The sequence below is a fragment of the Enterobacter sp. SLBN-59 genome (assembly GCF_024807915.1).
Taxonomy (GTDB): domain Bacteria; phylum Pseudomonadota; class Gammaproteobacteria; order Enterobacterales; family Enterobacteriaceae; genus Enterobacter; species Enterobacter asburiae_B.
The window spans coordinates 3,480,765-3,496,069 of record NZ_JANUFI010000001.1; the positions used below are offsets into that span (position 1 = coordinate 3,480,765).

General features: G+C 52.1%; 12 protein-coding genes, 2 tRNA genes and 4 rRNA genes. 12 read left to right on the forward strand and 6 right to left on the reverse strand.

All coding sequences use genetic code 11. From position 1 onward, the window contains the following. Positions 1 to 104: 104 nt before the first annotated feature. The 6 genes from dprA to M2422_RS16630 are packed head-to-tail and all read left to right on the forward strand — an operon-like array spanning position 105 to position 3,888. A complete protein-coding gene (gene dprA / locus M2422_RS16605) occupies positions 105 to 1,229 on the forward strand; it encodes a DNA-protecting protein DprA (protein WP_064673114.1) in 1,125 nt (374 codons plus the stop codon). Beyond that, positions 1,201 to 1,674, forward strand: a complete 474-nt coding sequence (gene smg, locus M2422_RS16610; protein WP_008503477.1) for a DUF494 family protein Smg — start codon at positions 1,201 to 1,203, stop codon at positions 1,672 to 1,674. Before dprA ends, smg begins: the two co-directional genes overlap by 29 nt. Positions 1,675 to 1,700: 26 nt before the next feature. Next, entirely contained in the window at positions 1,701 to 2,255 is a 555-nt protein-coding gene (locus tag M2422_RS16615) for a type I DNA topoisomerase (protein WP_064673110.1), read from the forward strand. Then, a complete protein-coding gene (gene tsaC, locus M2422_RS16620) occupies positions 2,248 to 2,820 on the forward strand; it encodes an L-threonylcarbamoyladenylate synthase type 1 TsaC (protein ID WP_033146781.1) in 573 nt (190 codons plus the stop codon). The genes M2422_RS16615 and tsaC overlap by 8 nt, the downstream gene beginning before the upstream one ends. A gap of 4 nt (positions 2,821 to 2,824) precedes the next feature. Continuing rightward, positions 2,825 to 3,643, forward strand: coding sequence for a shikimate dehydrogenase (gene aroE, locus M2422_RS16625; protein WP_064673109.1), 819 nt, complete (start codon positions 2,825 to 2,827; stop codon positions 3,641 to 3,643). Further along, on the forward strand, positions 3,640 to 3,888 hold the full coding sequence (locus M2422_RS16630; protein WP_064673108.1) for a DUF1488 domain-containing protein: 249 nt from the start codon (positions 3,640 to 3,642) through the stop codon (positions 3,886 to 3,888). Before aroE ends, M2422_RS16630 begins: the two co-directional genes overlap by 4 nt. Here M2422_RS16630 and M2422_RS16635 read toward each other — a convergent pair. Beyond that, a complete protein-coding gene (locus M2422_RS16635) occupies positions 3,864 to 4,418 on the reverse strand; it encodes a gamma carbonic anhydrase family protein (RefSeq protein ID WP_058841964.1) in 555 nt (184 codons plus the stop codon). The two genes, M2422_RS16630 and M2422_RS16635, sit on opposite strands and share 25 nt — an antisense overlap. Positions 4,419 to 4,889: 471 nt before the next feature. Here M2422_RS16635 and M2422_RS16640 point away from each other — a divergent pair. The 6 genes from M2422_RS16640 (at position 4,890) to rrf (M2422_RS16665) (ending at position 10,112) form a co-directional block, all read left to right on the forward strand. Beyond that, positions 4,890 to 6,429, forward strand: a 16S ribosomal RNA gene (locus M2422_RS16640). Between the two features lie 84 nt (positions 6,430 to 6,513). Next, a tRNA-Glu gene (locus M2422_RS16645) sits at positions 6,514 to 6,589 on the forward strand. Positions 6,590 to 6,772: 183 nt separating this feature from the next. Continuing rightward, positions 6,773 to 9,678: ribosomal RNA gene (locus tag M2422_RS16650) — 23S ribosomal RNA — on the forward strand. 69 nt (positions 9,679 to 9,747) lie between these two features. Further along, positions 9,748 to 9,863, forward strand: a 5S ribosomal RNA gene (gene rrf / locus M2422_RS16655). A 14-nt stretch (positions 9,864 to 9,877) separates the two neighbouring features. Then, a tRNA-Thr gene (locus M2422_RS16660) sits at positions 9,878 to 9,953 on the forward strand. A 43-nt stretch (positions 9,954 to 9,996) separates the two neighbouring features. After that, a 5S ribosomal RNA gene (rrf, locus tag M2422_RS16665) occupies positions 9,997 to 10,112 on the forward strand. The 16S, 23S and 5S rRNA genes sit together here with 2 tRNA genes alongside, the layout of an rRNA operon. A 104-nt stretch (positions 10,113 to 10,216) precedes the next feature. On the opposite strand, the gene M2422_RS16670 is transcribed toward rrf (M2422_RS16665), so the two are convergent. The 5 genes from M2422_RS16670 to M2422_RS16690 form a co-directional block, all read right to left on the reverse strand. Continuing rightward, on the reverse strand, positions 10,217 to 10,975 hold the full coding sequence (locus M2422_RS16670; protein ID WP_023309440.1) for an amino acid ABC transporter ATP-binding protein: 759 nt from the start codon (positions 10,973 to 10,975) through the stop codon (positions 10,217 to 10,219). Between the two features lie 7 nt (positions 10,976 to 10,982). After that, on the reverse strand, positions 10,983 to 12,086 hold the full coding sequence (locus M2422_RS16675; RefSeq protein ID WP_033146777.1) for an amino acid ABC transporter permease: 1,104 nt from the start codon (positions 12,084 to 12,086) through the stop codon (positions 10,983 to 10,985). 9 nt (positions 12,087 to 12,095) lie between these two features. After that, a complete protein-coding gene (locus tag M2422_RS16680; RefSeq protein ID WP_023309438.1) occupies positions 12,096 to 13,277 on the reverse strand; it encodes an amino acid ABC transporter permease in 1,182 nt (393 codons plus the stop codon). Between the two features lie 67 nt (positions 13,278 to 13,344). After that, positions 13,345 to 14,370, reverse strand: coding sequence for an amino acid ABC transporter substrate-binding protein (locus tag M2422_RS16685; RefSeq protein WP_023333654.1), 1,026 nt, complete (start codon positions 14,368 to 14,370; stop codon positions 13,345 to 13,347). A gap of 473 nt (positions 14,371 to 14,843) precedes the next feature. Next, positions 14,844 to 15,065 (reverse strand): lipoprotein, encoded by a 222-nt coding sequence (locus M2422_RS16690; RefSeq protein WP_008502867.1) that lies wholly within the window; start codon positions 15,063 to 15,065, stop codon positions 14,844 to 14,846. Positions 15,066 to 15,305 lie beyond the last annotated feature (240 nt).

Consider the following 15,305-nt stretch of genomic DNA (forward strand, 5'->3'; position numbering starts at 1 on the left):
AGTTGATAAGAATACTCTCTCTATTCTAGACAAATCCCCCATCGATTGACAGCATCAGTGACCAATCGCAATGATTGCGGAGGCCGCTTATGGCAGGGGAAAGGATGACGTCTACCGAGATATGGCTACGGCTAGTACACACTGGGCCTCTATGTGGTGATGTAATGCTGGAAGCGGCTGCGCGACTGCAGAAGCTGGAACATCTCAACGTGCTCGTTGCCAGAAACGCCGGGCTGACAGCAAAGCAGGCTGAACGGTTCTTTGCACTCGATAAGAGCGAGCTGGAACGTAGCCTTGTGTGGCTTGAGCAGCCGGGACATCATTTATTAACGCCCAACCATCCCCTATATCCCCCTTTGCTCCGCACGATCCCTGATTATCCCGGGGCGTTATTCGTAAAAGGTAATCCTGAGGCGCTCAATACCGTTCAGCTGGCGGTGGTAGGCAGCCGTGCGCCGTCATGGTACGGCGAGCGATGGGGGAAAATCCTGTGCGAACAACTGTCGCAAAGCGGTTTCACGATTACCAGCGGGCTGGCCTGCGGTATTGACGGCGTAGCCCATAGCGCGGCGCTGTCAGTTAAGGGACGAAGCGTAGCGGTGCTGGGGAACGGTCTTTTTAGCATTTATCCACGCCGGCATCAGGCACTGGCGATGCGGCTTATTGAATCTGACGGCGCGATAGTTTCTGAGTTTCCGCTTTCCGCACAGCCCAGGCCGGCAAACTTTCCGCGTCGGAATCGGATTATCAGCGGGCTTAGCAAAGGCGTGCTGGTGGTTGAAGCGGCACGCCGAAGCGGTTCACTGGTCACGGCGCGATGCGCGCTCGAACAGGGAAGAGAAGTCTTCGCCTTGCCTGGACCGATAGGTAATCCCGGATGCGAGGGGCCCCACTGGTTGATTAAGCAAGGGGCAACGCCGGTAACGGAAGTAGGAGATATTCTTGAAAATTTGCAATATGGGTTGCAATGGCTGCAGGAAGATCCCGAAAAGCGACAATATTCATCAGATCAGGGAAAGGTGGCATTGCCATTTCCCAAGCTCCTGGCTAACGTAGGAGATGAGGTAACACCTGTTGACGTTGTCGCTGAACGTGCCGGCCAACCTGTGCCAGTAACGGTAGCACAGCTACTCGAACTGGAGTTAGCAGGGTGGATCGCAGCTGTACCCGGCGGCTATGTCCGATTAAGGAGGGCATGCCATGTTCGACGTACTGATGTATTTGTTTGAGACTTACATCCATAACGAAGCAGAAATGCGAGTGGATCAGGACAAATTGACACAGGATCTTACCGATGCGGGGTTTGAGCGGGAAGATATCTATAATGCGTTGATGTGGCTGGAAAAACTGGCTGATTATCAGGAAGGCCTCGCCGAACCGATGCAGCTTGCTTCTGACCCATTGTCAGTACGCATTTATACTGCGGAAGAGTGTGAAAGGCTGGATGCCAGCTGCCGGGGGTTCATCTTATTCCTTGAGCAGATTCAGGTGCTGAACCTCGAAACGAGAGAAATGGTGATAGAGCGCGTCATGGCGCTGGATACAGCAGAATTTGAACTGGAAGATCTCAAGTGGGTGATCCTGATGGTTCTGTTTAATATCCCGGGCTGTGAAAACGCCTATCAGCAAATGGAAGAATTACTCTTTGAAGTGAATGAAGGTATGCTGCACTAATTCAATGTGCAGCACCAAGAGTTGTTATGGCCAAATCAGCACTATTCACGGTGCATAAAAACGAGCCCTGCCCGCAGTGCGGGGCTGAACTTGTTATTCGGTCCGGGAAACACGGCCCGTTTCTCGGTTGTTCACACTATCCGGAATGTGATTATGTCCGTCCCCTGAAAAGCCAGGCGGATGGACATATAGTTAAAATTCTGGAGGGTCAGTATTGCCCACTCTGCGGTGGTGAATTAGCCCTGCGGCAGGGGCGATTCGGCATGTTTATTGGATGTAGCCGCTACCCGGAATGTGAGCATACGGAACAAATTGATAAGCCTGATGAAACGGCAATTGCGTGCCCTCAGTGTCAGCGCGGTCAGTTGGTACAGCGCCGTTCCCGTTATGGTAAGACTTTCCATTCGTGCGATCGCTACCCTGAATGCCAGTTCGTTATCAATTTTAAACCGGTAGCGGGAACCTGCCATCATTGCAATTATCCGCTACTTATAGAGAAGAAAACCGCGCAAGGCATGAAACGCTTCTGCGCCAGTAAACAATGTGGAAAGCCGGTTACGGCGGATCAAAATAGTGAATAATAACCTGCCATCAGGCTCCATTGCGCATGCTGTGGACGTACTAAAAAAAGAAGAAGTCATCGCCTATCCAACTGAGGCTGTTTTTGGAGTCGGTTGCGATCCTGACAGCGAGACGGCCGTGAGCCGACTGCTTGCCTTAAAACAAAGACCCGTCGAGAAAGGGCTGATTTTGATCGCTGCGAATTATGAGCAGCTTAAACCCTATATCGATGACTCCATGCTGACGCCAGCGCAGCGCGAGACGATCTTCTCCGCGTGGCCTGGCCCGGTGACCTTCGTTTTCCCGGCGCAGCCGACTACGCCTCGCTGGTTAACCGGACGTTTTGATTCCCTCGCCGTTCGCGTAACTGACCATCCGCTGGTGGTTGAACTTTGCCTGGCATTTGGTAAACCGCTGGTCTCAACTAGTGCCAACCTGACCGGATTGCCACCTTGTCGGACAACCGAAGAAGTACTGGCGCAGTTCGGGAACGACTTCCCAGTCGCTGTCGGTGAAACGGGAGGGCGCCTGAATCCGTCTGAAATTCGCGACGCCTTGACCGGCGAACGTTTTCGCCAGGGGTAATCTCATGGAAACCTATGCTGTTTTTGGTAATCCGATTGCACACAGCAAGTCACCGTTGATTCATCAGCAATTTGCGAAGCAGCTGCAGATAAATCATCCCTATGGTCGCGTACTGGCCCCGGTGGATGCATTTATTCCAACGCTGGAGGCTTTTTTCGCCGCGGGCGGTAAAGGCGCGAATGTGACGGTTCCTTTTAAAGAGGAAGCCTTTGAACGTGCGGATGAACTGACCGAGCGCGCTTCACTGGCTGGTGCAGTCAATACCCTAAAACGGCTTGAGGATGGGCGCCTTTTGGGTGACAACACCGACGGAATTGGTTTACTTAGCGATCTGGAACGACTGTCGTTTATTAAGCCCGGGTTTCGGGTCCTGCTGATTGGTGCGGGTGGCGCATCGCGGGGAGTACTGTTGCCTCTGCTTTCACTGGACTGTGCGGTGACCATTACCAACAGAACCTTTTCCCGCGCGGAAGCGCTGGCGGCGTTGTTTGAGCATACCGGCAGCGTGAGCGCGGTAGCGCTTGACGATCTTGACGATCGTGAGTTCGATCTTGTCATCAATGCCACGTCCAGCGGCATCAATGGCGAGATCCCGTTAATTCCTGCTTCTCTGGTCAGCGCGCATATGTACTTCTATGACATGTTTTATCAGAAAGGGAAAACGCCTTTCCTTAACTGGTGTGAACAACACGGCGCGAAGCAGTTAGCCGATGGACTGGGAATGCTGGTGGGGCAGGCCGCGCATGCGGTGCTGCTCTGGCATGGTGTGTTGCCAGCTGTCGAACCTGTCATTGAAAAGTTAAAGCAGGAGCTTTCGGCGTGAACCAGGCTATCCATTTCCCGGACAGAGAGAACTGGGATGAGACTAAACAAACGGTCTGTTTTCCGGTGCTGGTGCAGGGGATGCAACTTACCTGTGCCATTCATGGGGAGACGCTGTTGCGCCGTTTTGGCGGTTCAGACCCGATAGCGATATTTTGTGAAAATCGCTGGGATCTGGAAGAGGAAGCCAGCGATTTAATCCGCGAACAGCAGGAAGACGATCAGGGCTGGGTTTGGTTGTCCTGATCCAAATAGTCATTCTTCCAGTTAACGTAGTTGTTCGCCGAGTATTTTAATCCTTCGATCTCCGCCTCCTTCAGGGGGCGGATCTGTTTTACCGGGCTTCCCAGATAGAGATAGCCACTCTCCAGCCGTTTGTTCTGCGGGACCAGGCTACCGGCACCAATCATTACGTCATCTTCTACTATGACGCCATCCAGCAAAATCGACCCCATGCCAACAAGTACGCGATTCCCGATAGTGCAGCCGTGAAGCATCACTTTATGGCCGACGGTAACCTCTTCTCCAATGATGAGGGGATTACCGTCCGGGTTATAGGAGGATTTGTGCGTGACATGCAGAACGCTGCCGTCCTGAATATTGGTACGGGCGCCAATCGACACATAGTTAACATCTCCCCTGATGGCGACGAGGGGCCAGATGCTGACATCATCGGCCATTCGGACATCGCCGATCACCACGCTGCTGGCATCGATCATCACGCGATCGCCTTTTTGGGGGAACAGATCTTTATAAGGACGTAATACTGCGGGCATATCTACCTCTAACAATGAGCGCTATACAGAAGACTTTGATCATATTAATGGATCACGACAAGGCAAAATACGTCAATATTTAAGCAGATCGGGCGGGATTTCAGCGAAAAGCGCGGAAAATCAGCAGTCGGAAAAAAAGATCTAAAAAATACTTGTGCTAAAAAATGGGATCCCTATAATGCGCCTCCATCGACACGGCGGATGTGAATCACTTCACACAGCAAGCGGTTCGGTTGAAGAGAAAAATTCTGAAATAACGGGTTGACTCTGAAAGAGGAAAGCGTAATATACGCCACCTCGCAACGGTGAGCGAAAGCCGCGTTGCACTGCTCTTTAACAATTTATCAGACAATCTGTGTGGGCACTCAAAGTGACATGGATTCTTAACGTCGCAAGACGAAAAATGAATGCCAAGTCTCTGAGTGAACATACGTAATTCATTACGAAGTTTAATTCACGAGCATCAAACTTAAATTGAAGAGTTTGATCATGGCTCAGATTGAACGCTGGCGGCAGGCCTAACACATGCAAGTCGAGCGGTAGCACAGAGAGCTTGCTCTCGGGTGACGAGCGGCGGACGGGTGAGTAATGTCTGGGAAACTGCCTGATGGAGGGGGATAACTACTGGAAACGGTAGCTAATACCGCATAACGTCGCAAGACCAAAGAGGGGGACCTTCGGGCCTCTTGCCATCAGATGTGCCCAGATGGGATTAGCTAGTAGGTGGGGTAACGGCTCACCTAGGCGACGATCCCTAGCTGGTCTGAGAGGATGACCAGCCACACTGGAACTGAGACACGGTCCAGACTCCTACGGGAGGCAGCAGTGGGGAATATTGCACAATGGGCGCAAGCCTGATGCAGCCATGCCGCGTGTATGAAGAAGGCCTTCGGGTTGTAAAGTACTTTCAGCGGGGAGGAAGGTGTTGAGGTTAATAACCTCAGCAATTGACGTTACCCGCAGAAGAAGCACCGGCTAACTCCGTGCCAGCAGCCGCGGTAATACGGAGGGTGCAAGCGTTAATCGGAATTACTGGGCGTAAAGCGCACGCAGGCGGTCTGTCAAGTCGGATGTGAAATCCCCGGGCTCAACCTGGGAACTGCATTCGAAACTGGCAGGCTAGAGTCTTGTAGAGGGGGGTAGAATTCCAGGTGTAGCGGTGAAATGCGTAGAGATCTGGAGGAATACCGGTGGCGAAGGCGGCCCCCTGGACAAAGACTGACGCTCAGGTGCGAAAGCGTGGGGAGCAAACAGGATTAGATACCCTGGTAGTCCACGCCGTAAACGATGTCGACTTGGAGGTTGTGCCCTTGAGGCGTGGCTTCCGGAGCTAACGCGTTAAGTCGACCGCCTGGGGAGTACGGCCGCAAGGTTAAAACTCAAATGAATTGACGGGGGCCCGCACAAGCGGTGGAGCATGTGGTTTAATTCGATGCAACGCGAAGAACCTTACCTACTCTTGACATCCAGAGAACTTTCCAGAGATGGATTGGTGCCTTCGGGAACTCTGAGACAGGTGCTGCATGGCTGTCGTCAGCTCGTGTTGTGAAATGTTGGGTTAAGTCCCGCAACGAGCGCAACCCTTATCCTTTGTTGCCAGCGGTTAGGCCGGGAACTCAAAGGAGACTGCCAGTGATAAACTGGAGGAAGGTGGGGATGACGTCAAGTCATCATGGCCCTTACGAGTAGGGCTACACACGTGCTACAATGGCGCATACAAAGAGAAGCGACCTCGCGAGAGCAAGCGGACCTCATAAAGTGCGTCGTAGTCCGGATTGGAGTCTGCAACTCGACTCCATGAAGTCGGAATCGCTAGTAATCGTAGATCAGAATGCTACGGTGAATACGTTCCCGGGCCTTGTACACACCGCCCGTCACACCATGGGAGTGGGTTGCAAAAGAAGTAGGTAGCTTAACCTTCGGGAGGGCGCTTACCACTTTGTGATTCATGACTGGGGTGAAGTCGTAACAAGGTAACCGTAGGGGAACCTGCGGTTGGATCACCTCCTTACCTTAAAGAACCTGCCTTTGTAGTGTCCACACAGATTGTCTGATGAAAAGTAAATAGCAAGGCGTCTTGCGATTGAGACTTCACGTCCCCTTCGTCTAGAGGCCCAGGACACCGCCCTTTCACGGCGGTAACAGGGGTTCGAATCCCCTAGGGGACGCCACTTGCTGGTTCGTGAGTGAAAGTCACCTGCCTCAGTATCTCAAAACTCATCTTCGGGTGACGTTTGAGATATTTGCTCTTTAAAAATCTGGATCAAGCTGAAAATTGAAACGACACATCTTTAATGGTGTGTTCGAGTCTCTCAAATTTTCGCAATCAGAAGTGAAACATCTTCGGGTTGTGAGGTTAAGCGACTAAGCGTACACGGTGGATGCCCTGGCAGTCAGAGGCGATGAAGGACGTGCTAATCTGCGAAAAGCGCCGGCGAGGTGATATGAACCTTTGACCCGGCGATGTCCGAATGGGGAAACCCAGTGCAATTCGTTGCACTATCGTTAACTGAATACATAGGTTAACGAGGCGAACCGGGGGAACTGAAACATCTAAGTACCCCGAGGAAAAGAAATCAACCGAGATTCCCCCAGTAGCGGCGAGCGAACGGGGAGCAGCCCAGAGTCTGAATCAGCTTGTGTGTTAGTGGAAGCGTCTGGAAAGTCGCACGGTACAGGGTGACAGTCCCGTACACGAAAGCACACAGGCTGTGAACTCGAAGAGTAGGGCGGGACACGTGGTATCCTGTCTGAATATGGGGGGACCATCCTCCAAGGCTAAATACTCCTGACTGACCGATAGTGAACCAGTACCGTGAGGGAAAGGCGAAAAGAACCCCGGCGAGGGGAGTGAAAAAGAACCTGAAACCGTGTACGTACAAGCAGTGGGAGCACCTTCGTGGTGTGACTGCGTACCTTTTGTATAATGGGTCAGCGACTTATATTCTGTAGCAAGGTTAACCGTATAGGGGAGCCGAAGGGAAACCGAGTCTTAACTGGGCGTTAAGTTGCAGGGTATAGACCCGAAACCCGGTGATCTAGCCATGGGCAGGTTGAAGGTTGGGTAACACTAACTGGAGGACCGAACCGACTAATGTTGAAAAATTAGCGGATGACTTGTGGCTGGGGGTGAAAGGCCAATCAAACCGGGAGATAGCTGGTTCTCCCCGAAAGCTATTTAGGTAGCGCCTCGTGAACTCATCTTCGGGGGTAGAGCACTGTTTCGGCTAGGGGGCCATCCCGGCTTACCAACCCGATGCAAACTACGAATACCGAAGAATGTTATCACGGGAGACACACGGCGGGTGCTAACGTCCGTCGTGAAGAGGGAAACAACCCAGACCGCCAGCTAAGGTCCCAAAGTCATGGTTAAGTGGGAAACGATGTGGGAAGGCACAGACAGCCAGGATGTTGGCTTAGAAGCAGCCATCATTTAAAGAAAGCGTAATAGCTCACTGGTCGAGTCGGCCTGCGCGGAAGATGTAACGGGGCTAAACCATGCACCGAAGCTGCGGCAGCGACACTTAGGTGTTGTTGGGTAGGGGAGCGTTCTGTAAGCCGTTGAAGGTGTGCTGTGAGGCATGCTGGAGGTATCAGAAGTGCGAATGCTGACATAAGTAACGATAAAGCGGGTGAAAAGCCCGCTCGCCGGAAGACCAAGGGTTCCTGTCCAACGTTAATCGGGGCAGGGTGAGTCGACCCCTAAGGCGAGGCCGAAAGGCGTAGTCGATGGGAAACAGGTTAATATTCCTGTACTTGGTGTTACTGCGAAGGGGGGACGGAGAAGGCTATGTTAGCCGGGCGACGGTTGTCCCGGTTTAAGCATGTAGGCGGAGGTTCCAGGTAAATCCGGTACCTTTTTAACGCTGAGGTGTGATGACGAGGCACTACGGTGCTGAAGTAACAAATGCCCTGCTTCCAGGAAAAGCCTCTAAGCATCAGGTAACATCAAATCGTACCCCAAACCGACACAGGTGGTCAGGTAGAGAATACCAAGGCGCTTGAGAGAACTCGGGTGAAGGAACTAGGCAAAATGGTGCCGTAACTTCGGGAGAAGGCACGCTGATATGTAGGTGAAGCCCCTGCGGGTGGAGCTGAAATCAGTCGAAGATACCAGCTGGCTGCAACTGTTTATTAAAAACACAGCACTGTGCAAACACGAAAGTGGACGTATACGGTGTGACGCCTGCCCGGTGCCGGAAGGTTAATTGATGGGGTTAGCGGCAACGCGAAGCTCTTGATCGAAGCCCCGGTAAACGGCGGCCGTAACTATAACGGTCCTAAGGTAGCGAAATTCCTTGTCGGGTAAGTTCCGACCTGCACGAATGGCGTAATGATGGCCAGGCTGTCTCCACCCGAGACTCAGTGAAATTGAACTCGCTGTGAAGATGCAGTGTACCCGCGGCAAGACGGAAAGACCCCGTGAACCTTTACTATAGCTTGACACTGAACACTGGTCCTTGATGTGTAGGATAGGTGGGAGGCTTTGAAGCGTGGACGCCAGTCTGCGTGGAGCCAACCTTGAAATACCACCCTTTAATGGCTGGTGTTCTAACGTAGACCCGTAATCCGGGTTGCGGACAGTGTCTGGTGGGTAGTTTGACTGGGGCGGTCTCCTCCCAAAGAGTAACGGAGGAGCACGAAGGTTAGCTAATCCTGGTCGGACATCAGGAGGTTAGTGCAATGGCATAAGCTAGCTTGACTGCGAGAGTGACGGCTCGAGCAGGTGCGAAAGCAGGTCATAGTGATCCGGTGGTTCTGAATGGAAGGGCCATCGCTCAACGGATAAAAGGTACTCCGGGGATAACAGGCTGATACCGCCCAAGAGTTCATATCGACGGCGGTGTTTGGCACCTCGATGTCGGCTCATCACATCCTGGGGCTGAAGTAGGTCCCAAGGGTATGGCTGTTCGCCATTTAAAGTGGTACGCGAGCTGGGTTTAGAACGTCGTGAGACAGTTCGGTCCCTATCTGCCGTGGGCGCTGGAGAATTGAGGGGGGCTGCTCCTAGTACGAGAGGACCGGAGTGGACGCATCACTGGTGTTCGGGTTGTCATGCCAATGGCACTGCCCGGTAGCTAAATGCGGAAAAGATAAGTGCTGAAAGCATCTAAGCACGAAACTTGCCCCGAGATGAGTTCTCCCTGACTCCTTGAGAGTCCTGAAGGAACGTTGAAGACTACGACGTTGATAGGTCGGGTGTGTAAGCGCAGCGATGCGTTGAGCTAACCGATACTAATGAACCGTGAGGCTTAACCTTACAACGCCGAAGCTGTTTCGGCGAAGAGAGAGACACGATTTTCAGCCTGATACAGATTAACAGAATTTGCCTGGCGGCTTTAGCGCGGTGGTCCCACCTGACCCCATGCCGAACTCAGAAGTGAAACGCCGTAGCGCCGATGGTAGTGTGGGGTCTCCCCATGTGAGAGTAGGGAACTGCCAGGCATCAAATTTAGCGTGCTGATATGGCTCAGTTGGTAGAGCGCACCCTTGGTAAGGGTGAGGTCCCCAGTTCGACTCTGGGTATCAGCACCACTTTATACTTAGGTTAAAGTTCGGCAAGAAGTAAAAGAATTTGTCTGGCGGCTTTAGCGCGGTGGTCCCACCTGACCCCATGCCGAACTCAGAAGTGAAACGCCGTAGCGCCGATGGTAGTGTGGGGTCTCCCCATGTGAGAGTAGGGAACTGCCAGACATCAAATAAGTGAAAAGGCCATCCGAAAGGATGGCCTTTTTGCGTTTATGCGCGAAAAAAGGTAGGCCGGGTAAGGCGAAGCCTCCACCCGGCAGAGCAAACAACTAATGAATTACCTGTGACAGGAATGCTCGCGTACGTTCTGACTTCGGATGGGCAAAGAACTCATCCGGCGGCGCCTGTTCGACAATCTCACCGCGGTCCATAAAGATCACCCGGTCGGCCACGGTTCGCGCAAACCCCATCTCATGCGTCACACACAGCATGGTCATGCCGGATTGTGCCAGCCCAATCATGGTGTCCAGAACCTCTTTCACCATTTCTGGATCGAGGGCAGATGTCGGTTCATCAAACAGCATAATTTTCGGCTTCATACACAGCGAACGGGCGATAGCCACACGCTGCTGTTGGCCACCCGATATCTGGCCAGGGAACTTATTGGCATGCTCTGCGATACGTACGCGTTCCAGGTAGTGCATTGCCAACGCCTCCGCTTCCTTTTTCGGCATCTTTCGTACCCAAATCGGCGCAAGCGTACAGTTCTGCAGAACGGTCAGGTGCGGAAACAGATTAAAGTGCTGAAATACCATTCCTACTTCCTGACGTACGCGTTCGATATTGCGGATATCTTCATTCAGCTCGATACCATCAACCACAATGCGTCCTTGCTGATGTTCTTCAAGATGATTAATACAGCGAATGGTTGTGGATTTTCCGGAGCCCGAAGGGCCGCAAAGGACGATGCGTTCTCCCTGCTTTACCTTAAGATTAATGTCCCTCAGGACATGAAATTGTCCGTACCATTTATTCACATTTTCCAGCGTAATCATCGCGTCGGCGGGTGTCATAGTTATTTGGCTCATAATTTCCTCAGTGCGGTGTACGCCCGGTGTTAAAGCGCTTTTCCAGATGCTGGCTGTAGCGCGACATGCTAAAACAAAAGATCCAGTAGATCAGGGCAGCAAAGACATATCCTTCGGTGGACATACCCAGCCAGACAGGGTCAACGGTTGCCTGTTGCACGCTGCTAAAGAGATCGAACAATCCGATAATGATCACCAGGCTGGTATCCTTGAAGAGGGCAATGATCGTGTTGACCAGACCCGGAATGACCAGCTTGAGTGCTTGTGGAAGAATGACCAGTCCCTGCGTTTTCCAGTAACCGAGAGCCAGTGATTCCGCCGCTTCGTACTGGCCCTTAGGCAACGCTTGCAGACCACCACGTACAACTTCAGCGACATAGGCGGACTGGAAGAGAATCACCCCCACCAGGGCACGGATCAGCTTGTCGATGGTTGTTCCCTCTGCCATAAACAGCGGCAGCATGACCGACGACATAAACAACACGGTGATAAGCGGTACGCCGCGCCAGAACTCAATGAAGATAACGGAGAGCACACGGACGATCGGCATTTTTGAACGCCGTCCCAGGGCCAGTAAAATCCCCCACGGTAAAGCACCAGCTATCCCCACTGAAGCGATAATCAGCGTCAGCGTCAGCCCGCCCCACTGGCGTGTTTCAACGCGTTCCAGTCCCAGGAAACCGCCATACAACAGTACCCAGACAATAATCGGATAAACTACGGCCCAGGCAGCAATATAGCGTCCACGCTGAGGCAGCTTTTTCCAGAACATAGCCGCGACAGAGAGCAGGCCGATAACCAGCGCCAGATTTATCCGCCAGCGCTGTTCATGGGGATACAATCCATACATGAACTGACCGAAACGTTCATGAATAAACACCCAGCAGGCGCCGGCTTTTGTGCAGTCAGCTCGGGTTGAACCGACCCAGTTGGCCTGTAAAAACGCCCAGTTCAGCAGGGGAGGAATCAATTCCCACATGAGCCACAGGCAGACAATCGTCAGCAGGCTGTTGCTCCAGCTGGAGAACAGATTCTTACGCGCCCAGAGAATGAAACGTCCACCTGTCGAGTTGGCAGGGCGCGAGGAGTGCGACAGTATCGCTTTTGTCATCATAGATCCTTAGCGCTCGACCAGTGCTATACGGCGGTTATAAAGGTTCATCAGCAGTGAAATCACCAGGCTGATGATCAGATAGACAGACATCGTGATGGCGATGGTTTCAATGGCTTGTCCGGTCTGGTTAAGCACGGTTCCGGCGAAGAGTGACACCATATCCGGGTAACCAATGGCAGCGGCCAGCGACGAGTTTTTGACAATATTGAGATACTGGCTGGTCAGGGGGGGAATGATGACCCGTAAAGCCTGCGGAATGATGACCTGGCGAAGCGTCACGGTATGGGGCAATCCCAGCGAGCGTGCCGCCTCGTGCTGTCCATAAGGTACGGCCTGGATCCCTGCACGGATGATTTCTGCGATAAAGGCGGACGTATAAATCGACAGCGCCAGCGTCAGGGCTGCCAGCTCGGGAATTAATACCATCCCGCCCTGAAAGTTAAAGCCCCGCAGATGTGGAATATCCCAGTGCAGCGCTGCCCCAAACAGCCAGTGTGCTATTAGCGGCAGGCTAACGATCAGGACAGCTGCCGTGGGCCAGGTCCTACGAAGCTGACCGGTTTTGATCTGATGCTTGCGGTTAAAACGGAATACCCCCGCAGAGAGCGCAAGCGCTATCACAATCGCGCCGATAAAAGCGTACAGCCCTTCACCCGGCTGAGGAGAAGGAATGGACAACCCACGGTTACTCAGGAAAAACAGCTCAAACGCGTCGACGGCCTGGCGGGGACCGGGAAGGTTACGCAGTACGGCGAAATACCAGAAGAAGATCTGCAGGAGCGGGGGGATATTGCGGAACGTCTCGATATAAACAGTCGACAGTTTCCGCAGGAGCCAGTTTTCAGAAAGACGCGCCAGGCCAATAAAGAAGCCCAGTATCGATGCGAAGACGATACAAAGCGCCGATACCAACAGCGTATTCAGTAAACCGACCACGAACACGCGTCCGTACGTGTCACCTTCCTGGTAATCAATAAGGTGCTGAACAATACCAAACCCCGCGCTGCGATCTAAAAACGCGAAACCGGAGGTAATGCCGCGGTTATTCAGGTTGGTGATGGTGTTATGGATGAGATACACGGCGATGAGAACAACCGCAACAATAGCAATAATCTGGAATAGCCAGGCGCGGACCGCGGGATGAGAAAAGGATAGCGATCCTTTTACGGCTGAGCGGCGATGGGACATAAAGAAACCTCAGTAACCATGACTCTGGAGTGGGCACTGCCGGAGCAGTGCCCGTTACAGCTATGACTTAACGAACTGGTGGTGCGTACTGAATACCGCCGTTGTTCCAGAGATTGTTCTGGCCGCGTTTGATCTTCAGCGGGCTTTCCGATCCCACGTTGCGTTCAAAGATCTCAGAGTAGTTGCCCACCTGTTTGATGATATTGTAAGCCCACTTGTTATCCAGCTTCAGATCCTTGCCGAAATCACCTTCTTTACCGAGCAGGTGTGCCATATCCGGGTTGGATGGCTTAGCGGCTTTCTCATCAACGTTTTTAGAGTTGATGCCCATCTCTTCTGCGTTCAGCATGGCAAACAGCGTCCAGCGAACGATGGAGAACCAGTCTTCATCGCCACGACGAACGACGGGGCCGAGAGGCTCTTTGGAGATGACTTCAGGCAGGACAATCCACTCTGCCGGGTTGCTCAGCTTAATGCGTAAGGCATACAGCTGTGACTGGTCAGAGGCCAGCGTGTCGCAACGGCCGGATTCCAGCGCTTTGGCCGATTCATCCGAGCGGTCGAATGTCACAGGGGTGTATTTCATGTTGTTTGCTTTGAAATAATCCGCGACGTTCAGCTCGGTATCGGTGCCCGCCTGGATACAAACGGTGGCGCCATCCAGTTCCTTGGCGCTTTTCAGGCCCGCTTTATTGTGGGTCAGGAAGCCGATGCCGTCATAATAGGTCACGCCCGTAAATGACATCCCCATGCCGGCATCACGGGAGGAAGTCCAGGTGGTATTACGGGAGAGCATGTCGACCTCGCCGGACTGCAGCGCAGTAAAGCGTTCTTTCGCCGTCAGCGGGGTATATTTTACTTTGCTGTCATCGCCAAAAACGGCGGCTGCAACGCCACGGCAGACATCCACATCAATACCGGTAAATTTGCCGTTCGCATCGGCATAAGAGAAGCCAGGCAAACCGTCACTGATACCACATTGAACAAAACCTTTCTTTTTAACGGCATCCAGTGTCGTTCCCGCATGGGCTTGACCGGCTACGGCAAACAACATGCCTGCAGCGGCCAGGCTGGCTATCATCGTCTTTTTCATAATGCATCCTGTGTGGCGAAATTTATCGTTATAGAGGCGTTTTTAAACGCTTTACCTGTCTGTGGCTTTGGCCAACGTTTATAAAGCAAACGTAATGCCAGTTTTGCGTTCGACAAAATAAGAGACGAGTGAACGCTTAATGCTGAGTGTAGACAGGCTTAAATAAAACGAGCGCCCCGAAACGGTGCGAAATTACAACCTGTGCCACAAATCGGAGCAAAAGTTGCGAGTCGGGTCAGGAAAAAGAAGAGATAGTTTTCCGCGTGAATATTGGCAGGGTATTCAATAATCTTAATGTGTGAAAATCATCACGATAGAATAAGTAATTTGAATGAATATGCTAAAAAGTTGTGACTGACTTCAGGCTTAGATTAATTTAGTGAATATTTACAGGGCTATTTTTTTACTTATTTGAAAATATTGCACTCATTAAAAGCAAAAGCGCGGCCAGAGCCGCGCTTTCTCAACAGATGTTACTTCGTGAGGGCAACAATACCCAGTGTTAAACCCGCTACTGCGGCAGCACCGCCGGCGATAGCACCCGCAGTCTCCCAGTTATCCTGGGTGGTGCCTTTCATACAGGTATTGGTATGAACCAGTCGGCCCTGGTCGTCGTAAACCGGTACACATGGAGAATCGTGCGCGCAACCAGCAAGCAGCGCAGCGAGAAGTGCAACGGAAATGAATCTTTTCATGATGTTACCTCAGTATTATTTCTCATCCGCTATAAAGCCAGGAGGGCTATTAACGAACTGGAGGTTATTTTACCACCGGGGTAAGTCCTCGTTACACGAGGAATAATCTCAAATTATGTAGTTTGTAAAAATCGTGGAGAAAAGTCGGTTTCAGGAGGAATTAATGGAGACATTGTGGAGTTGCAAGAGACTGTTTTTACTTAATGCAAATCATCATATTCTTAATGCTTCCTTTATGTA

Excerpts from the sequence above, each read along its gene's own strand:
- dprA (WP_064673114.1), top strand. The coding sequence starts at position 105 with ATGACGTCTACCGAGATATGGCTACGGCTAGTACACACTGGGCCTCTA.
- smg (WP_008503477.1), top strand. The coding sequence starts at position 1,201 with ATGTTCGACGTACTGATGTATTTGTTTGAGACTTACATCCATAACGAA.
- M2422_RS16615 (WP_064673110.1), top strand. The coding sequence starts at position 1,701 with ATGGCCAAATCAGCACTATTCACGGTGCATAAAAACGAGCCCTGCCCG.
- aroE (WP_064673109.1), top strand. The coding sequence starts at position 2,825 with ATGGAAACCTATGCTGTTTTTGGTAATCCGATTGCACACAGCAAGTCA.
- M2422_RS16635 (WP_058841964.1), bottom strand. The coding sequence starts at position 4,418 with ATGCCCGCAGTATTACGTCCTTATAAAGATCTGTTCCCCCAAAAAGGC.
- M2422_RS16670 (WP_023309440.1), bottom strand. The coding sequence starts at position 10,975 with ATGAGCCAAATAACTATGACACCCGCCGACGCGATGATTACGCTGGAA.
- M2422_RS16675 (WP_033146777.1), bottom strand. The coding sequence starts at position 12,086 with ATGACAAAAGCGATACTGTCGCACTCCTCGCGCCCTGCCAACTCGACA.
- M2422_RS16680 (WP_023309438.1), bottom strand. The coding sequence starts at position 13,277 with ATGTCCCATCGCCGCTCAGCCGTAAAAGGATCGCTATCCTTTTCTCAT.
- M2422_RS16685 (WP_023333654.1), bottom strand. The coding sequence starts at position 14,370 with ATGAAAAAGACGATGATAGCCAGCCTGGCCGCTGCAGGCATGTTGTTT.
- M2422_RS16690 (WP_008502867.1), bottom strand. The coding sequence starts at position 15,065 with ATGAAAAGATTCATTTCCGTTGCACTTCTCGCTGCGCTGCTTGCTGGT.